Genomic DNA, 21,573 nt, shown 5'->3' with positions numbered 1-21,573 from the left:
AACGGAGCGTTACGCACTTTTATCATGCTAACCGGCTATAAGTTCGAATCCATCCGGGCACTGCGCAGTGAAAATGTGATTGCCTGGGAGGTATTGTCTACGGCAAAGCCCCACGTCAATCTTGAAGATTACTTTGGCTCGATGCCCGCGACGCAGCGTAAAGCGCACTTCTTTGCGCAGCTTCGTCATGCCATGTTTTGCAAGGATGGTGACAAGTATTATCTCAATGCGACATCGGATTTACTGCTGGAAACGGACTTCCTCGACAGGCTAAAAGAAGAGACACCCTGCCCGGAGAGACTTGCTATCGAGGTCACCGATCTCCATACGATGGTCCAGCTCAAGGATACGCAAAGCCTGGCACTGCGGAAATGCATCGCGACGCTCCATCAGTGGGGGATAGAAGTGTGGGCAGACGATGTCTGCGAAGACCTTCTTCCCGATCTTCTGACCAGCCAGATCCGCTTCTGCGGCATCAAAATTGACAAACATACCTTCTGGAACGGGCGGATCGAGCAGGCAAAGTTTCTGCATCTCACCCGCCAGTGCAAGCGCGTCGCCAGCAAGGTGCTGATCGAAGGCATCGAAACCGCGGGTGATTTCGCGCTGGCCCGCGCCAGCGCGGCCGATTACGGCCAGGGCTATCTGTGGGGTAGAAAATGACCCCTTTCATTCCGAATGCTGGTTATCAGGTTATCGTTCTGAGCGGGAATACGTTTTTATGGCTTGGCCTCACTTCGATGATCTCGACGGCCGTTACCCCTCGCCCGGAGATGTATTGGATCCATGACGTTAATCCTGAAGGGCTTTTGCACCTGCAGGAACGGCTGCTTAATACACACGCTGGAGAGAACTGGCTGGTATTTACGGATGCCGCGCGGGTCTGCGACGTTCACGCCTGCCTGCGCAACGAGCGGGTCCGAGTGGTCGCGGACAACCTCTCGTTTGCGCAGCTAAGCCACTGTTTTAGCGACACGACATTCGCCATCGAAAACGCCGCCACGCTCTCGCATCAGGAGAGGCGGGTTTGCATGTTGCTCCATAAAGGATTTAGTCCGGTTCGCATCGCAAAAATCATGAATAAGTCCCCTAAAACGATCTACACCCACAAGCGTAACGCGATGAACAAATTTTGTTGTCACAGCCTGGCGGAATTCCATCGAAAACTCTGCCTGCTGGACGCTCAGTCATTCGCTTTGTAATTGCACTGTTACTCACGTCAGGAAATAAGATCATGAAAATTATTCCCACCCTTGTAAGTTGTTCCGTTCTCCTGCTTCCTGCTGCTGCGATCGCCGCAGACAGTACCGCAAGCGCGACGATGCACGTATCACTTGAGGTCGTGAAGTCGTGCACCCTTAAAGCCAACGACCTCAACTTCTCGCGTCACGGCTCCGATGAGTCGAGCGAAATCCAGGCCAAAACGCAGGTCGATATCGTCTGTACCAACGGCACGCCTTTCACCCTCACAGCCACCAGCAACGACGGCGAAAACGGTACCTTCTGGCTGAAGCCGGAAAACGGCGAAACGGGCGCGCAGAAGATTGCGTGGAAACTCTTTGCCGACGAAGGCAAACAGACGCAAATCACCGACACGAATGGCCTGGACGATACCGGCAACGGTCCGGAACAGGAGGAAACGCTGTATGGCGTCATTGACGCCGGGGCGCTGACAACCGCCCAGGCAGGTACCTACAGCGACGATATCACGTTAAAACTGGAGTACTGATCGTGCGTCGCTACCTTCCCTGCTTCATTCTGTGGCTCATGATGCTGGCGTTGCTGTCGCGCTACGCGCTGGCCGCCACGCTTCAGGTGGCCCCGGTAACGCTCGACCTGCAGAGCAATCAGCGGGCAGCGGCGGTCTATCTCACTAACAGTGGGAAAGCGGCCATCCATGCGCAGATTCGGGTGTACGAATGGATGCAAAAAAACGGTAAAGATGTTCTGGTGGCCACCGGGGAGGTGGTCAGCAGCCCGGCGATGACATCACTGGCGCCGGGCCAGCAGCAGCTGGTGCGCATTATCGTCATGCAGCCTGGCGTCCGTGCACAGGAGCAAAGTTACCGGCTGGTCATTGACGAGCTGCCGGACGCCACGTCCCGTGCCGCCAATCCCAACGCGGTGCACTTCCTGCTGCGCTACTCGATTCCGGTGTTTATTGCCGGGAACCAGGACGCGCCAGCCAGCCACGATGCACTGAGCTGTGAGCAGGCAGAAATGCCGGCTACCCTCCGCTGTTTTAACGCCGGAAACCGCCACATCCGTCTGAGCCACCTTGAGGCCCTGACGGCCGATGGGCAGGTTGTAGGGTCGATTAAAGGCCTGGCGGGCTATGTGCTCCCGGGACAAACCACCCTTTTACCGCTTAAGCAGGCTTCACGACACGCGCTCAGCACGCTGCGCGTCTACCTCAATGATGACCACCATGCCAGCCAGATACCCCTGCGCCCGCTCGCTTCTCGCGCTCCTGTTTTGGGTACCGCTCATGCTGTCAGCCCGGACTGAACCCGCCGACACCGTGCAATGGCTGGCGATTACCGTGAACCACGCTCCGCGAGGAGAGCTTTGGGCCTGCCGGGTGGTGGATAATGCGCTATGGATAAGCCGCAGCGACATGAAAAAGCTGGGGCTTCACGCCCCGGACGATGGCGCCGGGTGGGTTGAACTGACGTCCCTGCCGGGCCTGAAGGTCAATCTCGACGTGCTGTCCCAGCAGGTGTCGATTACCGCAGAGGCAGAGGCGTTCGAGGGCCAGCAGCATCTGACCGTCGCAAAGCCCACGCCGCTGTTTCGCTATCCTGATGCGCAGCCCGTCAACGCTTACACGCTCGGATACGCGCTCTACGCCAGCGACGCGCAGGGGAAACGCCAGCTTAATGCCCAGACCATACTGACCGCGTCCGGAGGGCTACCCGGAACGTTCAGCAGCAGTTTTTCAAGCCATGCCGGGGAGGAAAACAGCGCCGGTCGACCGACCCACACGCGTCTCGAAACCCGCTGGCAGTGGGATAACACCGACTCGCTGACCACGCTGGCGCTGGGCGATAGCATCACCACCGGCACCCGCTGGAGCCGGCAGGTGCGCTTTGGCGGGCTACACTGGGCGCGTAATTTTGAACTCAATCCCCAGCTCAATACCGAACCGCGCAGCCGCTACAGCGACACCGCCGTACTGCCTTCCACGGTCGATCTGTATATCGACGGTCTTAAGCAGAGCAGCCAGCGCGTCACGCCGGGAGACTTTCTGCTGGATACCCTGCCCTCCTTCACCGGAAGCGGGCAGGCGGAGGTGGTCATTACCGATATCAACGGCCAGCGTCGCGCCGTACAGCTCGATCTCTACGGCGCGCCGGGCATGCTGGCGGAAGGGCTCAGCAGCGGCTCGCTGGACATCGGCTGGATGCGGGAAAACTACGCCCTGCATTCCGACGACTATGCCGCCTCGCCTCTGCTGGACGCGGGCTGGCGCTATGGGGTTAATAATCACCTGACGCTGGCACTGCATACGGAGCAGCAGCGCAGGCTGCGCAACGTAGGTATGGGCACTGACTGGCTGGTCTCTCCCGCCGTAGGGGTGGTCAGCCAGCACATTGCCGTGAGCGACAGCCCTTACGGCCAGGGCGTTCAGTGGGGCCTCGGCTGGCAGTGGAGCGGCAGAGGAACGGGCATTTCAGCCAGCACCGTCCGTACCGGGGCGGATTTCGCCGACAACGCCCGCATGAGCGGTGCTGCGCCCGTCAGACGCAGCGACAGCGTTTGGGTAAGCCACTCCGTCCCCCACTTCGGCACCGTGGGCGCGGGCTGGGTACAGCAAAACATTCAGGGCAGCACACAGCGCTACCTCAACGCCTCCTGGTCGCTGTCGCTGCCGGCACACATCTCCACCACGCTGAGCTATACCCGCTCGTTTACGGATTCATCGAGTCACGTTCAGCTGCTGTTTTCCGTCCCATTGGGTCGCGGGGACACGCTCTCCGTCCAGGCCAGCCGGGATAAACCGCGCATGGATTACCGCCACCAGCCGGACGATGAGGCCGGCGGCTGGTCATGGGAGCTGGGCCATGGCTTTGGCGAACGACGTGAAAGATATGCGGACGTAGGCTATCTGGGCCGGGCGGGCGAATGGCACGTTGGGCTGCAGCAAGGTGCTCACCAGGGCAACCAGTACGCCTCAGCCGAAGGTAGCCTGACGCTGCTGGACGGCAGCCTGCACGCGCTGCGCTATATCCAGCAGGGCATGGCGCTGGTGTCAACGCACGGCATTGGGCACGTACCGGTGATGCTGGAAAACCGCCCGGCCGGTGAAACGGATAAGAACGGTTATCTCCTGCTGACCGACCTGCCGCGTTACCACAATAGCAAAGTCAGCATTAACCCGCTCGATTTGCCTGCCGACGTGATCGCACCCGTCACCGACATGCACGCCAGACCGGGCAACAGCAGCGCGGTAAAAGTCGATTTTAACGTCCATCACGCCGTCACGGTTCAGGCCCGGCTGGTCGACAGCCGCCGCAGGCCGCTCCCGCTGGGCAGCGTCGTGTCAACGCCGCAGGGTGCCACCATCGTAGGACGCGACGGCTTTATCTGGCTTGAAGATCCGCCCCTACCGGGTGAACTGGTGGTGAAGACCGGTGAGGGAGAGTGCCGGGTCACGCTTCCGGCGCCGCGTACCGCGTCATCAATACAGAATATCGGAGAACAACTGTGTCATTAAGGGCGCCATTATTATTGCTGCTCGTCCTGTCCGTGAAGGCGATGGCGGCAGCCTGCTGGATAACCTCCACGCCCGCCATTAACTTTGGCAACGTCGTGGCGGGCAACACAACCTCCGTCAACACCGAGGTCAAATTTAGCTGCCAGGCCGACCAGGTCGACAACGAGGGCAGGATGGAATATATCAACGTCTGCCTGAGCAGCGTTGATGCACCGCCCTTTGAGATGATCTCGCAGGGGGATCAGGAGGGGAAACAGTACACTCTCCTCTTCCGCCTGCTTAACGGCGCAGCGCGCTCTCAGGAGCTGGGGCCTGCCAGCAACGGCAACCTGATCCAGCAGACCCTTGCCGCGAAAAGCAATGCCAACGTCAGCGGTATCTTTCCGCTTATCGCTACCATTCCGGCAGGGCAAAGCCAGCTCCCGGCATACCACTATTACAACTACAACATGAATCTGCGCATCGCCTGGCACAGCGCGGTGCGTCAGGATGCGCTGCAAAACTGCTCGGACGGTTCTGCTGAGGGAGAGCAGGTGCAGGGCGGCACCAGCGCGCAGGCCGAAATCAGCCAGGGATGCTACATCGAGCGCGTGACGCCGCTTAACTTCGGCACCCTGACCAGCACCGCTACCCTGCGCCCGACGCGATCCACCGCCACCGTCACCACGCGCTGTCCGGCCGGAATCGCGTTCACCCTTGCCATGGGCAATGGCAACCATGCCAGCGGTAGTCAGCGGCAGCTCTGTAACAGCGAGGGCCAGTGCCTGCGCTACGGGCTCTGGCAGGATGAGGCGGCCACGCAACGCTGGGGGGATCAAAGCAGCGGTGATGCGCTGCAGGTCACCAACCCTGCAGGCGGCACCCAGAACTACACCGTTTACGGCGAAGTCCCGGCACAGCCGCTAACCGGTACCGGGGAATTTATTGATGACGTGATTATCACGCTGACTTATTAAACCACCCAAAATCCTGTCTGGATCAATGTTATCGGTAACAGTGGCGTTAAAATAGCCAGCAGTGCTGCCCGGAAGGCGTAAGCCTTCTCTTTTTATTCGTTATCTCTGTTTTTATTACAAGAACTTATGAAATACCTGATTGCTGACGCCATCGTCTATAACGACGAGGACGGTTCTGTTTCTCTTATCAATGCGCCGGATGAAGATGCGCAGCTCCTCACCTGTACGGCGAATACCATCCTGAGGCTGCTGGTTCAGCATCATGGGAACGTGGTCGAACGGGAAACCTTTCTTCAGGAAGTCTGGGATCGGCGAGGGCTCCAGGGGTCTAACAACTCCTTAAACCAGTACATCAGCATTCTGCGCAAAATGCTGGCGACTCTGCTTCCCGACGAGCTCTTTATCGTTACCGTACCGAAAACAGGCTTTATGCTCAGCGCAGACGTCATGGTCACCCCGCTTGAGGAGGCCCCACCGACCGCCGAAACGGCGAAACCGGCAAGGCGCGTTCGCCCGGAATGGCTGTTCTGCGGCGCGCTCACGCTGGTCGTCGTTGCGCTATGCCTCTGGATCGCGCTCATCAAGCCAGAAAATTCACAAAGGGAGATCCATCTGCTGACGCATATCGGCACCTGTCCGGTCTACACCTTTACGCCGCTGGCGGACGTTTTTCACGGGAAGGCGATTACGCTCGCGCAAACGCTTCAAAAGGACGGCCATCTTCCGTGCCTGAAAAATTCGATTTTCTACATGCACATTCAGAGAACGCTTTTCTACGGCCACGAAGGGCGGCTGGTGCTCTCCCAGTGTTCCCTCACGCGGGGTAAAGCCAGCGCCTGTCGTACGCTTTACTATTACGAGTGGTGATATGAGACACAAAAAAGTTTGGCTAATCCTGATCCTGAACCTGCTGCTGCTGGGCGCCGCGCTGGCCTGGTACTTCCACACGCCCCCGCTCTCGGTAGCCTGCGATGGAAACCTGACCTTCTCCGACAGGCGCGACAGCCACGATTTCACCTTTGACGGTGAGATCATTATGCGTTTTCATCCCGACAAAACGGGATACATCACGCTAAACGGCAGCGTGGTGAATGCCCCGCGCAGCTGGGAGGTTTCCCGCCAGGAGATGTTTAAATGGCGTCACGTGGAGGGCGAACTGTATGAGATCGCTATTCAAAAAGTGGAGCGTTTTAGCCACGATGCCATGCCGCCAGGAGTCTTTGAAAAGTACGTCGCGGGCCTGACGCTGGGCAATAAAAGGCTCCTGACGATAGAGCGCACGCCGGAAGACGCGCTGGTGATCAGCAATTTTTACTCGCCGGTGTTGATCTGCTCGGAATAATGCCGACGGGTCAGGCTATACTTCCCGCCATGAATATTCGCATTCGCCCCACTACTCCTCACGACATTATCGCCCTGCCCGCCATTGAACGCGCGGCGGGCGAGCGCTTTCGTGAAAGCCCGGATCTCGCCTGGCTTGCCGACGGCGAGGTCATTTCCACTGAGCAGCACCTTGAGTATGTCGAACGTGGGCTAAGCTGGCTGGCGCTGGCGAACGACCAGCCCGTCGGGTTTATCCTTGCCGAGGCCCATCCTTCATCACTGTTTATTGTCGAACTCTCGGTTGATCTGGACTGGCAGGGAAAAGGGATCGGCAGGCAGCTCATCGCCTGCGTGGCAGACCATGCCCGTAAAAGAGGGCTGACAGCGCTGACGTTGACGACGTTCAGGGACGTACCGTGGAATGCGCCGTTCTATGCGCGGCTGGGGTTTGAAAAAATGACGACGCTGACGCCTGAACTGCGTCAGAAAAGGGAAGAAGAGGCAGCGCACGGTTTCGCCTTTGAAACGCGCTGCGCCATGCGCCTGCCTCTGTAATATCGCCCGGTGGCGCTTCGCTTACCGGGCCTACAAAACCCTGAGCCGTAGGCCGGGTAAGGCGCAGCCGCCACCCGGCACAACGCACCGAGTTAGAACGTTTCCCAGTTATCGCCTGAATCGGCCGTCGCGGTTTTACGCGCCATCACCGGCGTGGAAACCGCTTTAGCCGCAGCGAACTCGCGCGCTTTCATCTGCTCCTGCTGAATGCGGAACACCGCCACGGCCTGAGTCAGACGGCTCGCCTGCTCTTCAAGAGCGGCCGCCGCTGCGGCAGATTCCTCAACCAGCGAGGCGTTCTGCTGGGTCACGCGATCCATCTCAGCTACCGCCAGACCCACCTGGTCGATACCGCGGCTCTGCTCGTCAGACGCAGAGGCGATTTCACCCATGATGTCCGTTACGCGGGTCACCGCGTTCACGATCTCACCCATGGTTTCACCGGCGCTTTCTACCAGCGTTGAGCCCACTTCCACGCGGCCCACGGAGTCTTCAATCAGGCTCTTGATCTCGCGAGCCGCCTGGGCGCTGCGCTGGGCCAGGTTACGTACTTCACCTGCCACCACCGCAAAACCACGACCCTGCTCGCCCGCACGCGCCGCTTCTACCGCCGCGTTCAGTGCCAGAATGTTGGTCTGGAAGGCGATGCCGTCGATCACGCTGATAATGTCGGCAATTTTCTGCGAACTGCCCGCGATATCACGCATGGTCTGCACCACGTTATCCACCACTTTGCCGCCTTTCTGCGCGGTTTCAGAGGCGCTCAGCGCAAGATGGCTCGCCTGACGGGCGTTTTCGGCGTTCTGCTTAACGGTCGCCGTCAGCTGCTCCATGCTGGCAGCGGTCTCTTCCAGGGAAGCGGCCTGCTGTTCAGTACGGGAAGAGAGGTCGTTATTGCCCATCGCAATTTCGCTCGCGCCACTGTAGATCGCGTTCGCGCCGTTACGCACGTCGCCAACGGTACGCACCAGCTCACCCTGCATATGGCGCAGCGAGTCGGCCAGTTCACCCATCTCGTTGGTGCCCTGAACCTCAATGCGCTTCACCAGGTCGCCGCTGGCGATATGGCGAATGTTGTCGATCAGACGATTCAGCGGAGAGATCAGCGTCTGCTTGATGTTGAGCCAGACGGCCACGATCACCACCAGCACGGCAATCAGGACGCCGATCAGCACCCAGATAGCCTGGCTGAAGGAGCTGTTGCTGTCTTCGACCGCCGTCTGGTACAGCTTGTCGTTCTGCTGCAGATAGCTCACATACTGCTTCTCAAAACCGTCCTGATAACTCTGGGTCGGCTGGTCGAAGAAGGCGTTGATTTTGCCGGCACCCAGAAGCTGAATCAGCTCCGCCAGCGCGCCGTGGTAAATATCATAGTTGCGCTTGATCTCCATGGCATCCGCATCGCTTTGACGCGGATCGCGCGGCAGGGCTTCGTAGGCAGCCCAGTTTTTTTCCGCCTGTTTCAGAGACGTTGACGCGATTTGCATCAAATCGTTAACGGTCGCACCGCTGCCGATATTGCTCTGATCCATCATGTAGCGGATACCCGCACGGTTCAGGGTATTACGGGTTTGCAGCAACGCGACCCAGCTGGCGTTCAGCGTGGATTGCTGCTGGCGAATGGTTTGCAGGACGGTGAAATTCTCTTTGTCATTCTTAAGGGCATTAAAGAAAAGACCACCGGACGTGAGTTGTAAAAGGCCAAATATCGCTAAAACCAGCATTAAGCTGGTGACAATCTTGATACGGTTTAACATGTTTTCTCTTTCCTCAGACAGATACAGAATTTTCGGCCTGGAAAGGGAAAACTTTACGAAAATCATCCTGGAATTTGTGGTTTTTACACTTCTTCCCGCGCTGCGTTATGCCGGTTTCCGAGTTCAATAAACTCTTCCAGCAGCGCCGTCAGCTGTTTCATCTTCTCCGGCGTGTATTCCGCCTCGATCTGCTGATACGCCTCTTCGACCTGCGCCTGGGCGTGTTCATACAGCGCATTCCCCTCTTTGGTTAGCGACACGTACAGCTTGCGCTGGTCGTTCACCGGCTTTAAGCGCAGCACCAGGCCGTCGCGCTCCATCCGAGTCAGAATGCCGGTCAGGCTCGGGCGCAGGATGCAGGTGCGAAACGCCAGATCGTGAAAATCCATCGACGGATGCTCAGCCAAAACGCGCACAATGCGCCACTGCTGCTCGGTCAGGTTATGGCGCTTCACGATCGGGCGGAAGTACGACATCGCCGCTTCCCGCGCCTGCAGCAGCGCGATGGTTAATGAATCATGCATAGCCTTTCCCCTTAACATCATTAACAAGTAAACAATCACTAAAAGATGTTTTTATAAACAACACGTTTTCCGTCAAAAAGTCTAACAGAAACCCAATAATTTTATTAACTCTATGATTTTACTATAAACAAATCACAGAATGTAAATTTATTGTTATTCCCATCACAAATCTTTCACTTCTGATTGCGAAATAAACAGCAAAAGCATAAAACCAGATCATTAACATATTAATGAAATAACAACCCGGACTGCCGGGGTGAGGAGTATATGAATGAAAGGTACCGTTTTTGCCGTCGCCCTCAACCATCAAAGCCAGCGTGAAGCCTGGCGTGAGGCCTTTGAAAAAGCGCCCTACAACACGCCGCCGAAAACGGCGGTGTGGTTTATCAAGCCGCATAACACGGTGATTCGTGCGGGCGAGCCGATCCCCTTCCCTCACGGGGAAACGGTGCTGAGCGGTGCGACGGTGGCGCTGGTCGTGGGCAAAACCGCCAGCAAGGTGCGCCCGGAGGACGCCGCGGAGTACATCGCGGGATATGCGCTCGCCAACGAGGTGAGCCTGCCGGAAGAGAGCTTCTACCGCCCGGCCATCAAGGCCAAATGCCGGGACGGATTTTGCCCGCTCGGCGAACTTGTCGCCGTTGGTAACGTGGATAACCTGACCATCATCACCGAGATCAACGGCCGCGAAGCGGATCACTGGAGCACGGCCGATCTTCAGCGTAACGCCGCCGAACTGCTGAGCGCCCTGAGCGAGTTCGCCACCCTCAATCCCGGCGATGCGATCCTGCTCGGCACCCCGCAAAGCCGCGTGGAGATCCGCCCGGGCGATCGCGTGCGTATTCTGGCAGAAGGCTTTCCGCCGCTGGAAAACCCGGTGGTGGATGAACACGACGTCGCTATCACGCACAGCACGCCGCCGCACGCCACGCTGTTTGCCCTCGGTCTGAACTATGCCGATCACGCCAGCGAGCTGGACTTTAAGCCGCCGACCGAGCCGCTGGTATTTATCAAAGCGCCAAACACCTTCAACGGCGACGGCCAGACGTCGGTGCGCCCGAACAATATCGAATACATGCATTACGAAGCGGAGCTGGTGGTAGTCATCGGTAAAACCGCGCGTAAGGTCAGCGAAGCCGAGGCGATGGACTATGTTGCGGGCTATACGGTCTGCAACGACTACGCCATCCGCGACTACCTGGAAAACTACTACCGCCCGAACCTGCGGGTAAAAAGCCGCGACGGGCTGACGCCCATTTCCCCCCACATCGTGCCGAAAGCGGCAATTCCCGATCCGCACAACCTCGCCCTGCGCACCTTCGTTAACGGCGAGCTGCGCCAGGAAGGCACCACCGCCGATCTCATTTTCAGCATCCCGTACCTGATCGCGTACCTGAGCGATTTTATGACCCTGCAGCCTGGCGACATGATCGCCACCGGCACGCCGAAGGGGTTGTCCGACGTGGTGCCGGGCGATGAGGTGGTGGTGGAAGTGGAGGGCGTGGGACGCCTGGTGAACCGAATTGTCAGCGAGGAGACTGCAAAATGAAAAAGATTAACCACTGGATCAACGGTAAAAACGTTGCCGGAAGCGAGTACTTCCACACCACCAACCCGGCTTCCGGCGAGGTGCTGGCAGAAGTCGCCTCCGGCGGTGAAGCTGAAATTCACCAGGCCGTCGCCGCCGCCAAAGAGGCGTTCCCGAAATGGGCCAACCTGCCGATGAAGGAACGCGCGCGCCTGATGCGTCGTCTGGGCGACCTGATCGACCAGAACGTGCCCGAGATCGCCGCCATGGAAACCGCCGATACCGGCCTGCCGATCCACCAGACTAAAAACGTGCTGATTCCGCGCGCCTCGCACAACTTCGAGTTCTTCGCCGAGGTGTGCCAGCAGATGAACGGCAAAACCTACCCGGTCGACGACAAGATGCTCAACTACACCCTGGTGCAGCCGGTGGGCGTCTGCGCGCTGGTGTCGCCGTGGAACGTGCCTTTTATGACCGCCACCTGGAAGGTTGCGCCGTGCCTGGCTCTCGGAAACACCGCGGTGCTGAAGATGTCTGAACTCTCCCCGCTGACCGCCGACCGTCTGGGCGAGCTGGCGCTGGAGGCGGGCATTCCGGCGGGCGTGCTCAACGTGGTGCAGGGCTACGGCGCGACGGCGGGCGACGCGCTGGTGCGCCATCACGACGTGCGCGCCGTCTCCTTCACCGGCGGCACCGCCACCGGGCGCAACATCATGAAAAACGCCGGGCTGAAGAAGTACTCCATGGAGCTGGGCGGCAAATCCCCGGTGCTAATTTTTGAAGACGCTGACATCGAGCGCGCGCTGGACGCCGCCCTGTTCACTATCTTCTCGATCAACGGCGAGCGCTGCACCGCGGGCTCGCGCATCTTCATCCAGCAGAGCATCTACCCGGAATTCGTGAAGCGCTTTGCCGAGCGCGCCAACCGCCTGCGCGTAGGCGATCCGACCGATCCGAACACCCAGATCGGCGCGCTCATCAGCCAGCAGCACTGGGAGAAGGTTTCCGGCTACATCCGCCTCGGCATTGAAGAAGGGGCAACCCTGCTGGCAGGCGGCCCGGACAAACCGACCGACCTGCCTGCGCACCTGAAGGGCGGCAACTTCCTGCGACCAACCGTGCTGGCGGACGTCGATAACCGCATGCGCGTGGCGCAGGAAGAAATCTTCGGGCCGGTGGCCTGCCTGCTGCCGTTTAAGGACGAAGCGGAAGGGCTGCGCCTGGCCAACGACGTGGAGTACGGCCTGGCGTCGTACATCTGGACCCAGGACGTCAGCAAGGTACTGCGCCTGGCACGGAATATCGAAGCGGGGATGGTGTTCGTCAACACCCAGAACGTGCGCGACCTGCGCCAGCCGTTTGGCGGCGTGAAGGCCTCCGGCACCGGCCGCGAGGGCGGGGAGTACAGCTTTGAAGTGTTCGCGGAGATGAAGAACGTCTGCATCTCCATGGGCGACCATCCGATTCCAAAGTGGGGGATCTGACCATGGGTAAATTAGCGTTAGCGGCAAAAATCACCCACGTGCCGTCGATGTACCTCTCCGAACTGCCGGGGAAAAACCACGGCTGCCGCCAGTCGGCCATCGACGGGCATAAAGAAATCAGCAAGCGCTGCCGCGAGCTGGGCGTGGACACCATCATCGTGTTCGACACCCACTGGCTGGTGAACAGCGCCTACCACATTAACTGTGCGGACCATTTTTCGGGCGTCTACACCAGCAACGAGCTGCCGCACTTTATCCGCGACATGACCTACGACTACGACGGCAACCCGGAACTCGGCCAGCTGATCGCCGACGAGGCGGTGAAGCTCGGCGTGCGCGCCAAAGCGCACAACATCCCGAGCCTCAAGCTGGAGTACGGCACGCTGGTGCCGATGCGCTACATGAACGCGGATAAACACTTCAAAGTAGTCTCCATCTCGGCGTTCTGCACGGTTCACGACTTCGCCGACAGCCGCAGGCTGGGCGAGGCCATCGTCAGCGCCATTGAGAAATACGATGGCACCGTGGCGGTGCTCGCCAGCGGCTCGCTATCGCACCGCTTTATCGACGACCAGCGCGCGGAGGAAGGGATGAACAGCTACACCCGCGAGTTCGACCGTCAGATGGACGAGCGCGTGGTGAAGCTGTGGCGCGAGGGGCAGTTCAAAGAATTCTGCAGCATGCTGCCGGAGTACGCCGACTACTGCTACGGCGAGGGCAACATGCACGACACGGTGATGCTGCTGGGGATGCTCGGCTGGGACCAGTACGACGGTAAGGTGGAGTTCCTCACCGAGCTGTTCGCCAGCTCCGGCACCGGCCAGGTTAACGCCGTTTTCCCGCTGCCCGCGTAAGGAGTCACCATGCCGCACTTTATTGCTGAATGTACCGACAACATCCGCGAGCAGGCGGACCTGCCGGGGCTGTTCGCCAAAGTCAACGAGGCGCTGGCCGCCACGGGCATCTTCCCCATCGGCGGCATCCGCAGCCGCGCCCACTGGCTGGACACCTGGCAGATGGCCGACGGCAGGCACGACTACGCCTTTGTACATATGACGCTGAAGATTGGCGCCGGGCGCAGCCTGGAGAGCCGGGAAGCCGTGGGGGAGATGCTTTTTGCGCTGATCAAGGCACATTTCGCGGAGCTGATGGCCGACCGCTATCTGGCGCTGTCGTTCGAGCTCGACGAGCTGCACACGACGCTCAATTACAAACAAAACAACATGCACGCGTTGTTTAAGTAATACCGGCACGGCCAGCCCCCTGTCCCTTTGGGAAAGGGTTAGGGTGAGGGGAAATCTATGCGGCCTGATGCCCTCACCCCGACCCTCTCCCACGGGGAGAGGGAGAAAACAAACGTAAAACAGGATATCGCCATGCTCGACAAACACACCCATACCCTGATCGCCCACCGCCTGCATCAGGCGGAACAAACCCGGGAGCAGATCCGCGCGATCTCGCTGGACTACCCGGAGATCACCATTGAAGACGCCTACGCCGTTCAGCGCGAATGGGTCAGCCTGAAAATCGCCGAAGGCCGCGTGCTGAAGGGCCATAAGATCGGCCTGACCTCCAAAGCGATGCAGGCCAGCTCGCAGATTAGCGAGCCGGACTATGGCGCGCTGCTGGACGACATGTTTTTCCACGACGGCAGCGACATCCCGGTCGATCGCTTTATCGTTCCGCGCATCGAAGTGGAGCTGGCCTTCGTGCTGGCGAAACCGCTGCGCGGCCCGAACTGCACGATCTTCGACGTCTACAACGCTACGGACTACGTCATCCCCGCGCTGGAGCTGATCGACGCCCGCTGTCACAACGTTGATCCGGAAACCCAGCGCCCGCGCAAGGTGTTCGACACCATCTCCGATAACGCCGCCAACGCGGGGGTGATCCTCGGCGGCCGCCCGATTAAGCCCGACGAACTGGATCTGCGCTGGATCTCCGCCCTGCTCTACCGCAACGGCGTGATCGAAGAGACAGGCGTCGCCGCAGGCGTGCTTAACCACCCGGCGAACGGCGTGGCGTGGCTGGCGAACAAGCTGGCACCGTACGACGTGCAGCTTGAGCCCGGCCAGATTATTCTCGGCGGCTCCTTTACCCGCCCGGTGTCCGCCAGCAGAGGCGACACCTTCCACGTCGACTACGGCAACATGGGCTCCATCAGCTGCCGCTTTGTTTAGGAGAGGACCATGCAAAACGCATTCAAAGCGGCGCTGCAGGCTGGCCGCCCGCAAATCGGTTTATGGCTGGGGCTCACCAGCAGCTACAGCGCAGAGCTGCTGGCGGGGGCAGGCTTCGACTGGCTGCTGATCGACGGCGAGCACGCGCCGAATAATGTGCAAACCGTCTTAGCCCAGCTGCAGGCCATCGCGCCCTATCCCAGCCAGCCGGTGGTGCGCCCGTCGTGGAACGACCCGGTGCAGATCAAACAGCTGCTGGACGTGGGGGCGCAAACCCTGCTGGTGCCGATGGTGCAAAACGCCGACGAAGCGCGGCAGGCAGTGCGTGCCACCCGCTACCCGCCCGCGGGCGTTCGCGGCGTCGGCAGCGCCCTGGCGCGCGCCTCGCGCTGGAACCGCATTCCCGATTACCTGCAGCAGGCCAACGACGCGATGTGCGTGCTGGTACAGATTGAAACTCGCGAGGCGCTGAAAAACCTGCCGCAGATCCTGGACGTGGAAGGCGTCGACGGCGTGTTTATCGGCCCGGCGGATCTGAGCGCCGACATGGGCTTTGCCGGCAATCCGCAGCACCCGGAGGTGCAGGCCGCCATTGAGCAGGCTATCGCGCAGATCCTCAGCGCGGGCAAAGCGCCCGGCATCCTGATGGCGAACGAGCCGCTGGCGAAACGCTACCTCGAGCTTGGCGCGCTGTTTGTCGCCGTCGGCGTCGACACCACCCTGCTCGCCCGCAGCGCCGAAGCGCTGGCGGCACGTTTTATCGAACAACCGGTTACGTCAGTTAATAACAATAAATCCGTCTACTAAACGTAAGATCTGGAGCGCACCATGACGACCTCTACCCTGCAAACTCATGATAATAAAGCTGTTGAACATCGCGCCATTAACAAGCTGTTCCGACGCCTGATCGTCTTTCTCTTTATCCTGTTTGTCTTTTCGTTTCTCGATCGCATCAACATCGGCTTTGCCGGGCTGACGATGGGCAAAGATCTGGGCCTTACGTCGACCATGTTTGGCCTGGCCGCGACGCTGTTTTACGTCACCTACGTGCTGTGCGGGATCCCGAGCAACATCATGCTGGCGAAGATCGGCGCGCGGCGCTGGATCGCCGGGATCATGGTGGTGTGGGGCATCGCCTCCACATGCACCATGTTCGCCACCACCCCCGAGACTCTCTACGTCCTGCGCATGCTGGTGGGCATTGCCGAAGCGGGCTTCCTGCCGGGGATCCTGGTCTATCTCACCTGGTGGTTCCCGGCCTATCACCGCGCCCGCGCCAACGCGCTGTTTATGATCGCCATGCCGGTGACCATGATGCTCGGCTCGATCCTCTCCGGCTATATTCTGGCGATGGACGGGCTGTGGAACCTGAAGGGCTGGCAGTGGCTGTTCCTGCTCGAGGGGCTGCCGTCGGTGGTGCTCGGCGTGGTGACCTGGTTTTACCTCAACGACACGCCTGATCAGGCCACCTGGCTGGACGACGACGAAAAGCAGGCGCTGAAAACGATGATCGCCCGCGAGCAGGAGGTCGCCGTTGCCCAATCCGTCACGCCGCGCTCGACGCTGCGCGAAGTGCTGACCCCGGCGGTGCTGCTCTACACGCTGGCCTACTTCTGCCTGACCAACACGCTCAGCGCCATCAACATCTGGACGCCGCAGATCCTGCAAAGCTTCAACACGGGGAGCAGCAATATCGTCATCGGCCTGCTGGCGGCGATCCCGCAGTTTTGCACCATTCTCGGGATGATCTGGTGGAGCCGACGCTCCGACAGGCTGAAAGAGCGAAAAAAGCACACCATCCTGCCGTACCTGTTCGCCGCGGCGGGATGGATGCTGGCCTCGGCCACCGATCACAGCCTGATCCAGCTGCTTGGCATCATTATGGCCTCAACCGGATCCTTTACCGCCATGGCCATATTCTGGACCACGCCGGATCGGGTGATTAGCCTGCAGTCCCGCGCGGTGGCGCTGGCGGTGATCAACGCCATCGGCAACGTCGGATCCGCCGTTAGCCCGCTGCTGATCGGCATTCTGCGTGATGCAACCGGCAGCTTCAGCTCCGGGCTGTGGTTCGTGGCCGGGCTGCTGGTGGTCGGCGCGCTGGTGTTGACGCGCATCCCGATGACGCAGCGCGAAAGCCTTGAGCGCGAGCCAGGCATCGCGGCGCAGAAGATCCACTAGGGAGCCGCCATGTGCCAGAGCCCCATTACCAACATCGACATTAGCAAGGAGTACGACGAAAGTCTGGGCACCGACGACGTGCACTACCAGTCGTTCGCGCGCATGGCGGCCTTTTTTGGCCGCGACATGCAGGCGCACCGTCACGACCAGTATTTTCAGATGCACTTTCTCGATACCGGGCAGATTGAACTCCAGCTCGACGATCACCGCTACTCGGTGCAGGCCCCGCTGTTCGTCCTCACGCCGCCGTCGGTACCGCACGCGTTTATCACCGAATCCGACAGCGACGGGCACGTGCTGACGGTGCGCGAGGATCTCATCTGGCCGCTGCTGGAGGTGCTTTACCCCGGCACGCGGGAGGCGTTTGGCCTGCCGGGGATCTGCCTCTCGCTGGCCGACAGGCCGGACGAGCTGGCGGCGCTGAAGCACTACTGGCCACTGATTGCCCGGGAATCCACGGAGCAGCTGCCGGGGCGCGAACATACTCTGGTCCTGCTGGCGCAGGCGGTGTTTACCCTGCTGCTGCGCAACGCGAAGCTCGACGACCACGCTTCGGGCGGCATGCGCGGCGAGCTTAAGCTGTTCCAGCGCTTTACCCAGCTAATAGATGCCCACTACCACCAGCACTGGACGGTGCCGGAATACGCCAGCGAGCTGCACCTGACCGAATCCCGCCTGACCGATATCTGCCGCCGCTTTGCCAACCGCCCGCCGAAGCGGCTGATCTTCGACCGCCAGCTGCGGGAGGCCAGACGCTTGCTGCTCTTCTCCGACAGCGCGGTCAGCGACATTGCCTGGCAGCTGGGGTTTAAGGACCCGGCCTATTTTGCCCGGTTTTTTAACCGCTTAGTGGGGTGCTCGCCGAGCGCGTATCGGGCGCAGAAAGTACCGGTATCGCCTGTTCCCCTCACCCCGGCCCTCTCCCAAAGGGAGAGGGAGTAACCGTACCCTCTCCCTTTGGGAGAGGGTTAGGGTGAGGAAAATCACACTCTGCGATCTCTCGCGAAAAGTACCCGCCGTTGTCCCAATCGTCCCTTCACGTTCCGCCCCTCTCAGGCTTCAATTAAACAACAAAAACAAAACATAAATTTAACAACCCTGTTCCGATACGAGGTCCCTATGAAGCCTGAAGATTTCCGCGCTGATGCCAAACGTCCGTTAACCGGCGAAGAGTATTTGAAAAGCCTGCAGGACGGCCGTGAGATTTACATCTACGGCGAGCGCGTCAAAGACGTCACCACCCATCCGGCGTTTCGCAACGCGGCGGCCTCCATCGCGCAGATGTACGACGCGCTTCACAAGCCGGACATGCAGGATACCCTCTGCTGGGGCACCGACACCGGCAGCGGCGGCTACACCCACAAGTTCTTCCGCGTGGCGAAAAGCGCCGACGACCTGCGCCAGCAGCGCGACGCCATCGCCGAGTGGTCGCGCCTGAGCTACGGCTGGATGGGCCGCACGCCGGACTACAAAGCCGCGTTCGGCTGCGCGCTCGGCGCCAACCCGGCCTTCTACGGCCAGTTCGAACAGAACGCCCGCAGCTGGTACACGCGCATTCAGGAAACCGGCCTGTACTTCAACCACGCCATCGTTAACCCGCCGATCGACCGCCACAAGCCGGCGGACGAGGTGAAAGACGTCTACATCAAGCTGGAGAAAGAGACCGACGCCGGGATCATCGTCAGCGGTGCGAAGGTGGTGGCAACCAACTCGGCGCTGACCCACTACAACATGATCGGCTTCGGCTCCGCGCAGGTGATGGGCGAAAACCCGGACTTCGCGCTGATGTTCGTCGCGCCGATGGATGCCGAAGGCGTGAAGCTGATCTCCCGCGCCTCTTACGAGATGGTGGCTGGCGCAACCGGATCGCCGTACGACTACCCGCTCTCCAGCCGCTTCGACGAGAACGACGCGATCCTGGTGATGGATCACGTGCTGATCCCGTGGGAAAACGTGCTGATCTACCGCGATTTCGACCGCTGCCGTCGCTGGACGATGGAAGGCGGCTTTGCGCGGATGTACCCGCTGCAGGCCTGCGTGCGTCTGGCGGTGAAGCTCGACTTCATCACCGCCCTGCTGAAGAAATCCCTGGAGTGCACCGGTACCCTGGAGTTCCGCGGCGTGCAGGCGGATCTCGGCGAAGTGGTGGCCTGGCGCAACATGTTCTGGGCGCTGAGCGACTCGATGTGCTCCGAAGCTACCCCGTGGGTGAACGGCGCGTATCTGCCGGATCACGCCGCGCTGCAAACCTACCGCGTGATGGCGCCGATGGCCTACGCCAAGATCAAGAACATCATTGAGCGTAACGTGACGTCCGGTCTGATCTACCTGCCGTCCAGCGCCCGGGATCTGAACAACCCGCAGATCGACCAGTATCTGGCGAAATACGTGCGCGGCTCCAACGGTATGGATCACGTCGAACGCATCAAGATTTTGAAGCTGATGTGGGACGCCATCGGCAGCGAGTTTGGCGGTCGTCACGAGCTGTACGAAATCAACTACTCCGGCAGCCAGGATGAGATCCGCCTGCAGTGTCTGCGCCAGGCGCAGAGCTCCGGCAACATGGACAAGATGATGGCGATGGTTGACCGCTGCATGTCCGAGTACGACCAGCACGGCTGGACGGTGCCGCACCTGCACAACAACAGCGATATCAACATGCTCGACAAGCTGCTGAAATAGCGCAGCGGGAGGTTGCAATGCATTCAGATGAACAACGCCTGCGTTTTCGCGACGCAATGAGCAGCCTGTCGGCTGCGGTTAATGTGGTCACTACCGAGGGCGAGGCCGGCCGCTGCGGCATTACCGCCACCGCCGTCTGTTCGGTCACGGACACCCCTCCGTCGGTTATGGTGTGCATCAACGCCAACAGCGCCATGAATCCGGTATTTCAGGGCAACGGCAGGCTGTGCGTTAACGTACTGAACCACGAGCAGGAGATCATGGCTCGCCATTTCGCCGGGATGACCGGTATGACGATGGAGGAGCGCTTTGCCCTCTCCTGCTGGCAGAAAGGGCCGCTGGCGCAGCCGGTGCTCAAGGGCGCGCTCGCCAGCCTTGAAGGCGAGATTAGCCAGGTGCAAACCATCGGCACGCATCTTGTCTACCTTGTTGAAGTTAAGAACATCATTCTGAGTGACGCGGGACACGGTCTGATCTACTTCAAGCGCCGCTTCCACCCGGTCATGCTGGAGGCGGAAGCCGCCGTGTGATCCCCCCTCGCGCTGGCCTTTTTCTTCGGCCAGCGCCGCTTTCTACAAAAACTCCTAAGGTTTCCGCTAAATCACGCCGTTATATAACCATAAGAGAAATTTTCTGTGACTGAATACTGACACCCTTTGTCAGTGCATCCGCATCATTCAGCGCATACCTAAATATACAGGATGACCTTATGGCTAAAACGACGCGGAGCCGCTCGGCTGAACGTCTGGTCGATATTCTGGTTGAGCTACATTTAAACGGTGTGGTAAACCGCAGTGCGCTAATGGAAAAATTTAAAATTACCGAGCGTACCGTCTACCGGGATTTAAATGCCCTATCTCCTATTGTTGAACATACCGGTAACGGGCTATATCGACTGATCCATTCTGCGCAATCGCCCGGCGGACAAGGCTTACATCACACCCTTGCTAACTTCCTGAATGCTGACAGCTTTTTCCCTGAAAGAAATACGGAATTCTGGCAGAAGCTCGAAACGCGCGTTGACGAAAACCATATTCTTATTCTTGGCAATGAGGCAGAACACACGGTAGAACGTGATATTCGCCGTCATTTAACGAAAATCGAGAAATCGATTAAAAACCATAATGTTTGTCAGATCGTTTATAAGGGGAAAACCCGTCTGATTAATCCCTATAAACTCATTAACAAAAAAAATATATGGTATTTACAAGCCACCGAAAATAGCCGCCTGAAATCCTTCTCATTGAGCCAGATTAGCTGGTTTGATATTCAGAAAACGACCTTCACGCCCGAAGAAAATGTCCTTGAGCTGCTGGAGAAAAGCCTCGACCCCTGGGTCTCTGAAAATACTTTCGCAGTGAAAATATTTATCAAAGATAATATTTCACATTACTTCCTGCGCCGCGATCTTCTGCCGGAACAGGAGCTGGTGGAGGAGCAACAGGGCGGCGTCACGCTGCGCTGCCAGGCGGCGCACGAGAACCAGATCCTGCCGCTGCTGTTCTACTGGCTGCCCCACATTCAGATTCTGGAACCGAACTGGCTGAAGGAAAAACTGATTAGAACCCTGGAGAACTATCTGGCCGTGGAGCGTAATCCGAATAATCAAGTGATCTCAATCACATAATTTCGCCCCCTGGCGGCGAGCCGGAACCGCTCGTCGCCCCCTTTGACCGCTCACCCGGC

Annotated in this window: 22 protein-coding genes; 20 read left to right on the top strand and 2 right to left on the bottom strand. The window is 59.4% G+C overall.

Annotated elements, in window-relative coordinates; translation table 11 throughout:
- Positions 1 to 24 precede the first annotated feature (24 nt).
- From WM95_RS03400 to WM95_RS03360, 9 genes are all read left to right on the top strand, one after another.
- A complete protein-coding gene (locus WM95_RS03400) occupies positions 25 to 663 on the top strand; it encodes an EAL domain-containing protein (RefSeq protein ID WP_047742892.1) in 639 nt (212 codons plus the stop codon).
- Positions 660 to 1,202 (top strand): helix-turn-helix transcriptional regulator, encoded by a 543-nt coding sequence (locus WM95_RS03395; protein WP_047173292.1) that lies wholly within the window; start codon positions 660 to 662, stop codon positions 1,200 to 1,202. Before WM95_RS03400 ends, WM95_RS03395 begins: the two co-directional genes overlap by 4 nt.
- 32 nt (positions 1,203 to 1,234) lie before the next feature.
- Positions 1,235 to 1,729 (top strand): Csu type fimbrial protein, encoded by a 495-nt coding sequence (locus tag WM95_RS03390; protein WP_063409133.1) that lies wholly within the window; start codon positions 1,235 to 1,237, stop codon positions 1,727 to 1,729.
- A gap of 2 nt (positions 1,730 to 1,731) precedes the next feature.
- Positions 1,732 to 2,508, top strand: a complete 777-nt coding sequence (locus tag WM95_RS03385; protein ID WP_047742894.1) for a fimbrial biogenesis chaperone — start codon at positions 1,732 to 1,734, stop codon at positions 2,506 to 2,508.
- Positions 2,429 to 4,717 (top strand): fimbria/pilus outer membrane usher protein, encoded by a 2,289-nt coding sequence (locus WM95_RS03380; RefSeq protein ID WP_231106837.1) that lies wholly within the window; start codon positions 2,429 to 2,431, stop codon positions 4,715 to 4,717. Before WM95_RS03385 ends, WM95_RS03380 begins: the two co-directional genes overlap by 80 nt.
- The gene (locus WM95_RS03375; RefSeq protein WP_045355053.1) at positions 4,708 to 5,673 is read left to right on the top strand and encodes a Csu type fimbrial protein; all 966 of its coding nucleotides are present in this window, start codon (positions 4,708 to 4,710) and stop codon (positions 5,671 to 5,673) included. Before WM95_RS03380 ends, WM95_RS03375 begins: the two co-directional genes overlap by 10 nt.
- 126 nt (positions 5,674 to 5,799) lie before the next feature.
- On the top strand, positions 5,800 to 6,540 hold the full coding sequence (locus WM95_RS03370; RefSeq protein WP_088544638.1) for a winged helix-turn-helix domain-containing protein: 741 nt from the start codon (positions 5,800 to 5,802) through the stop codon (positions 6,538 to 6,540).
- A 1-nt stretch (position 6,541) separates the two neighbouring features.
- Positions 6,542 to 7,015, top strand: a complete 474-nt coding sequence (locus tag WM95_RS03365) for a hypothetical protein (RefSeq protein ID WP_045355049.1) — start codon at positions 6,542 to 6,544, stop codon at positions 7,013 to 7,015.
- Between the two features lie 29 nt (positions 7,016 to 7,044).
- Positions 7,045 to 7,551, top strand: coding sequence for a GNAT family N-acetyltransferase (locus tag WM95_RS03360; protein ID WP_047742901.1), 507 nt, complete (start codon positions 7,045 to 7,047; stop codon positions 7,549 to 7,551).
- Positions 7,552 to 7,643: 92 nt separating this feature from the next.
- Here the strand turns inward: WM95_RS03360 and tsr are convergent, their stop codons facing one another.
- Together tsr and hpaR are read right to left on the bottom strand one after the other, a co-directional pair.
- Positions 7,644 to 9,308, bottom strand: a complete 1,665-nt coding sequence (gene tsr / locus WM95_RS03355; protein WP_059445828.1) for a methyl-accepting chemotaxis protein — start codon at positions 9,306 to 9,308, stop codon at positions 7,644 to 7,646.
- Between the two features lie 83 nt (positions 9,309 to 9,391).
- A complete protein-coding gene (gene hpaR, locus WM95_RS03350) occupies positions 9,392 to 9,832 on the bottom strand; it encodes a homoprotocatechuate degradation operon regulator HpaR (protein ID WP_063409135.1) in 441 nt (146 codons plus the stop codon).
- Between the two features lie 271 nt (positions 9,833 to 10,103).
- On the opposite strand from hpaR, the gene hpaG reads away from it, so the two are divergent.
- The 11 genes from hpaG to WM95_RS03295 all read left to right on the top strand — a co-directional run bounded on the left by hpaG (position 10,104) and on the right by WM95_RS03295 (position 21,514).
- Positions 10,104 to 11,381, top strand: a complete 1,278-nt coding sequence (gene hpaG / locus WM95_RS03345) for a 4-hydroxyphenylacetate degradation bifunctional isomerase/decarboxylase (RefSeq protein ID WP_063409136.1) — start codon at positions 10,104 to 10,106, stop codon at positions 11,379 to 11,381.
- Positions 11,378 to 12,844, top strand: coding sequence for a 5-carboxymethyl-2-hydroxymuconate semialdehyde dehydrogenase (gene hpaE, locus WM95_RS03340; RefSeq protein WP_045400869.1), 1,467 nt, complete (start codon positions 11,378 to 11,380; stop codon positions 12,842 to 12,844). The genes hpaG and hpaE overlap by 4 nt, the downstream gene beginning before the upstream one ends.
- A gap of 2 nt (positions 12,845 to 12,846) precedes the next feature.
- Positions 12,847 to 13,698 (top strand): 3,4-dihydroxyphenylacetate 2,3-dioxygenase, encoded by an 852-nt coding sequence (gene hpaD, locus WM95_RS03335; RefSeq protein WP_063409137.1) that lies wholly within the window; start codon positions 12,847 to 12,849, stop codon positions 13,696 to 13,698.
- Positions 13,699 to 13,707: 9 nt separating this feature from the next.
- Positions 13,708 to 14,088, top strand: a complete 381-nt coding sequence (locus WM95_RS03330) for a 5-carboxymethyl-2-hydroxymuconate Delta-isomerase (RefSeq protein WP_063409138.1) — start codon at positions 13,708 to 13,710, stop codon at positions 14,086 to 14,088.
- Positions 14,089 to 14,220: 132 nt separating this feature from the next.
- Positions 14,221 to 15,024 (top strand): 2-oxo-hept-4-ene-1,7-dioate hydratase, encoded by an 804-nt coding sequence (hpaH, locus tag WM95_RS03325; RefSeq protein WP_023310279.1) that lies wholly within the window; start codon positions 14,221 to 14,223, stop codon positions 15,022 to 15,024.
- 9 nt (positions 15,025 to 15,033) lie between these two features.
- On the top strand, positions 15,034 to 15,831 hold the full coding sequence (gene hpaI / locus WM95_RS03320; protein WP_063409139.1) for a 4-hydroxy-2-oxoheptanedioate aldolase: 798 nt from the start codon (positions 15,034 to 15,036) through the stop codon (positions 15,829 to 15,831).
- Between the two features lie 21 nt (positions 15,832 to 15,852).
- A complete protein-coding gene (gene hpaX, locus WM95_RS03315) occupies positions 15,853 to 17,205 on the top strand; it encodes a 4-hydroxyphenylacetate permease (RefSeq protein WP_063409140.1) in 1,353 nt (450 codons plus the stop codon).
- 9 nt (positions 17,206 to 17,214) lie between these two features.
- Complete coding sequence (gene hpaA, locus WM95_RS03310) at positions 17,215 to 18,147, top strand: 4-hydroxyphenylacetate catabolism regulatory protein HpaA (protein ID WP_063409141.1); 933 nt, start codon at positions 17,215 to 17,217, stop codon at positions 18,145 to 18,147.
- Between the two features lie 177 nt (positions 18,148 to 18,324).
- Entirely contained in the window at positions 18,325 to 19,887 is a 1,563-nt protein-coding gene (hpaB, locus tag WM95_RS03305; protein ID WP_023334387.1) for a 4-hydroxyphenylacetate 3-monooxygenase, oxygenase component, read from the top strand.
- A gap of 17 nt (positions 19,888 to 19,904) precedes the next feature.
- Positions 19,905 to 20,417 (top strand): 4-hydroxyphenylacetate 3-monooxygenase reductase subunit, encoded by a 513-nt coding sequence (locus WM95_RS03300; RefSeq protein WP_023310274.1) that lies wholly within the window; start codon positions 19,905 to 19,907, stop codon positions 20,415 to 20,417.
- 179 nt (positions 20,418 to 20,596) lie between these two features.
- Positions 20,597 to 21,514 (top strand): helix-turn-helix transcriptional regulator, encoded by a 918-nt coding sequence (locus tag WM95_RS03295; RefSeq protein ID WP_023310273.1) that lies wholly within the window; start codon positions 20,597 to 20,599, stop codon positions 21,512 to 21,514.
- Positions 21,515 to 21,573 lie beyond the last annotated feature (59 nt).

It is taken from the genome of Enterobacter cloacae complex sp. ECNIH7, from assembly GCF_002208095.1.
In the GTDB taxonomy this organism is placed as follows: Bacteria; Pseudomonadota; Gammaproteobacteria; order Enterobacterales; family Enterobacteriaceae; genus Enterobacter; species Enterobacter cloacae_M.
This window is presented reverse-complemented; position numbering and strand designations above follow the sequence as displayed.

Coding starts and splice junctions, on each gene's coding strand:
- WM95_RS03400 (WP_047742892.1), top strand. CDS start 25: ATGCTAACCGGCTATAAGTTCGAATCCATCCGGGCACTGCGCAGTGAA.
- WM95_RS03395 (WP_047173292.1), top strand. CDS start 660: ATGACCCCTTTCATTCCGAATGCTGGTTATCAGGTTATCGTTCTGAGC.
- WM95_RS03390 (WP_063409133.1), top strand. CDS start 1,235: ATGAAAATTATTCCCACCCTTGTAAGTTGTTCCGTTCTCCTGCTTCCT.
- WM95_RS03380 (WP_231106837.1), top strand. CDS start 2,429: ATGCCAGCCAGATACCCCTGCGCCCGCTCGCTTCTCGCGCTCCTGTTT.
- WM95_RS03370 (WP_088544638.1), top strand. CDS start 5,800: ATGAAATACCTGATTGCTGACGCCATCGTCTATAACGACGAGGACGGT.
- WM95_RS03365 (WP_045355049.1), top strand. CDS start 6,542: ATGAGACACAAAAAAGTTTGGCTAATCCTGATCCTGAACCTGCTGCTG.
- WM95_RS03360 (WP_047742901.1), top strand. CDS start 7,045: ATGAATATTCGCATTCGCCCCACTACTCCTCACGACATTATCGCCCTG.
- tsr (WP_059445828.1), bottom strand. CDS start 9,308: ATGTTAAACCGTATCAAGATTGTCACCAGCTTAATGCTGGTTTTAGCG.
- hpaR (WP_063409135.1), bottom strand. CDS start 9,832: ATGCATGATTCATTAACCATCGCGCTGCTGCAGGCGCGGGAAGCGGCG.
- hpaG (WP_063409136.1), top strand. CDS start 10,104: ATGAAAGGTACCGTTTTTGCCGTCGCCCTCAACCATCAAAGCCAGCGT.
- hpaE (WP_045400869.1), top strand. CDS start 11,378: ATGAAAAAGATTAACCACTGGATCAACGGTAAAAACGTTGCCGGAAGC.
- hpaD (WP_063409137.1), top strand. CDS start 12,847: ATGGGTAAATTAGCGTTAGCGGCAAAAATCACCCACGTGCCGTCGATG.
- WM95_RS03330 (WP_063409138.1), top strand. CDS start 13,708: ATGCCGCACTTTATTGCTGAATGTACCGACAACATCCGCGAGCAGGCG.
- hpaH (WP_023310279.1), top strand. CDS start 14,221: ATGCTCGACAAACACACCCATACCCTGATCGCCCACCGCCTGCATCAG.
- hpaI (WP_063409139.1), top strand. CDS start 15,034: ATGCAAAACGCATTCAAAGCGGCGCTGCAGGCTGGCCGCCCGCAAATC.
- hpaX (WP_063409140.1), top strand. CDS start 15,853: ATGACGACCTCTACCCTGCAAACTCATGATAATAAAGCTGTTGAACAT.
- hpaA (WP_063409141.1), top strand. CDS start 17,215: ATGTGCCAGAGCCCCATTACCAACATCGACATTAGCAAGGAGTACGAC.
- hpaB (WP_023334387.1), top strand. CDS start 18,325: ATGAAGCCTGAAGATTTCCGCGCTGATGCCAAACGTCCGTTAACCGGC.
- WM95_RS03300 (WP_023310274.1), top strand. CDS start 19,905: ATGCATTCAGATGAACAACGCCTGCGTTTTCGCGACGCAATGAGCAGC.
- WM95_RS03295 (WP_023310273.1), top strand. CDS start 20,597: ATGGCTAAAACGACGCGGAGCCGCTCGGCTGAACGTCTGGTCGATATT.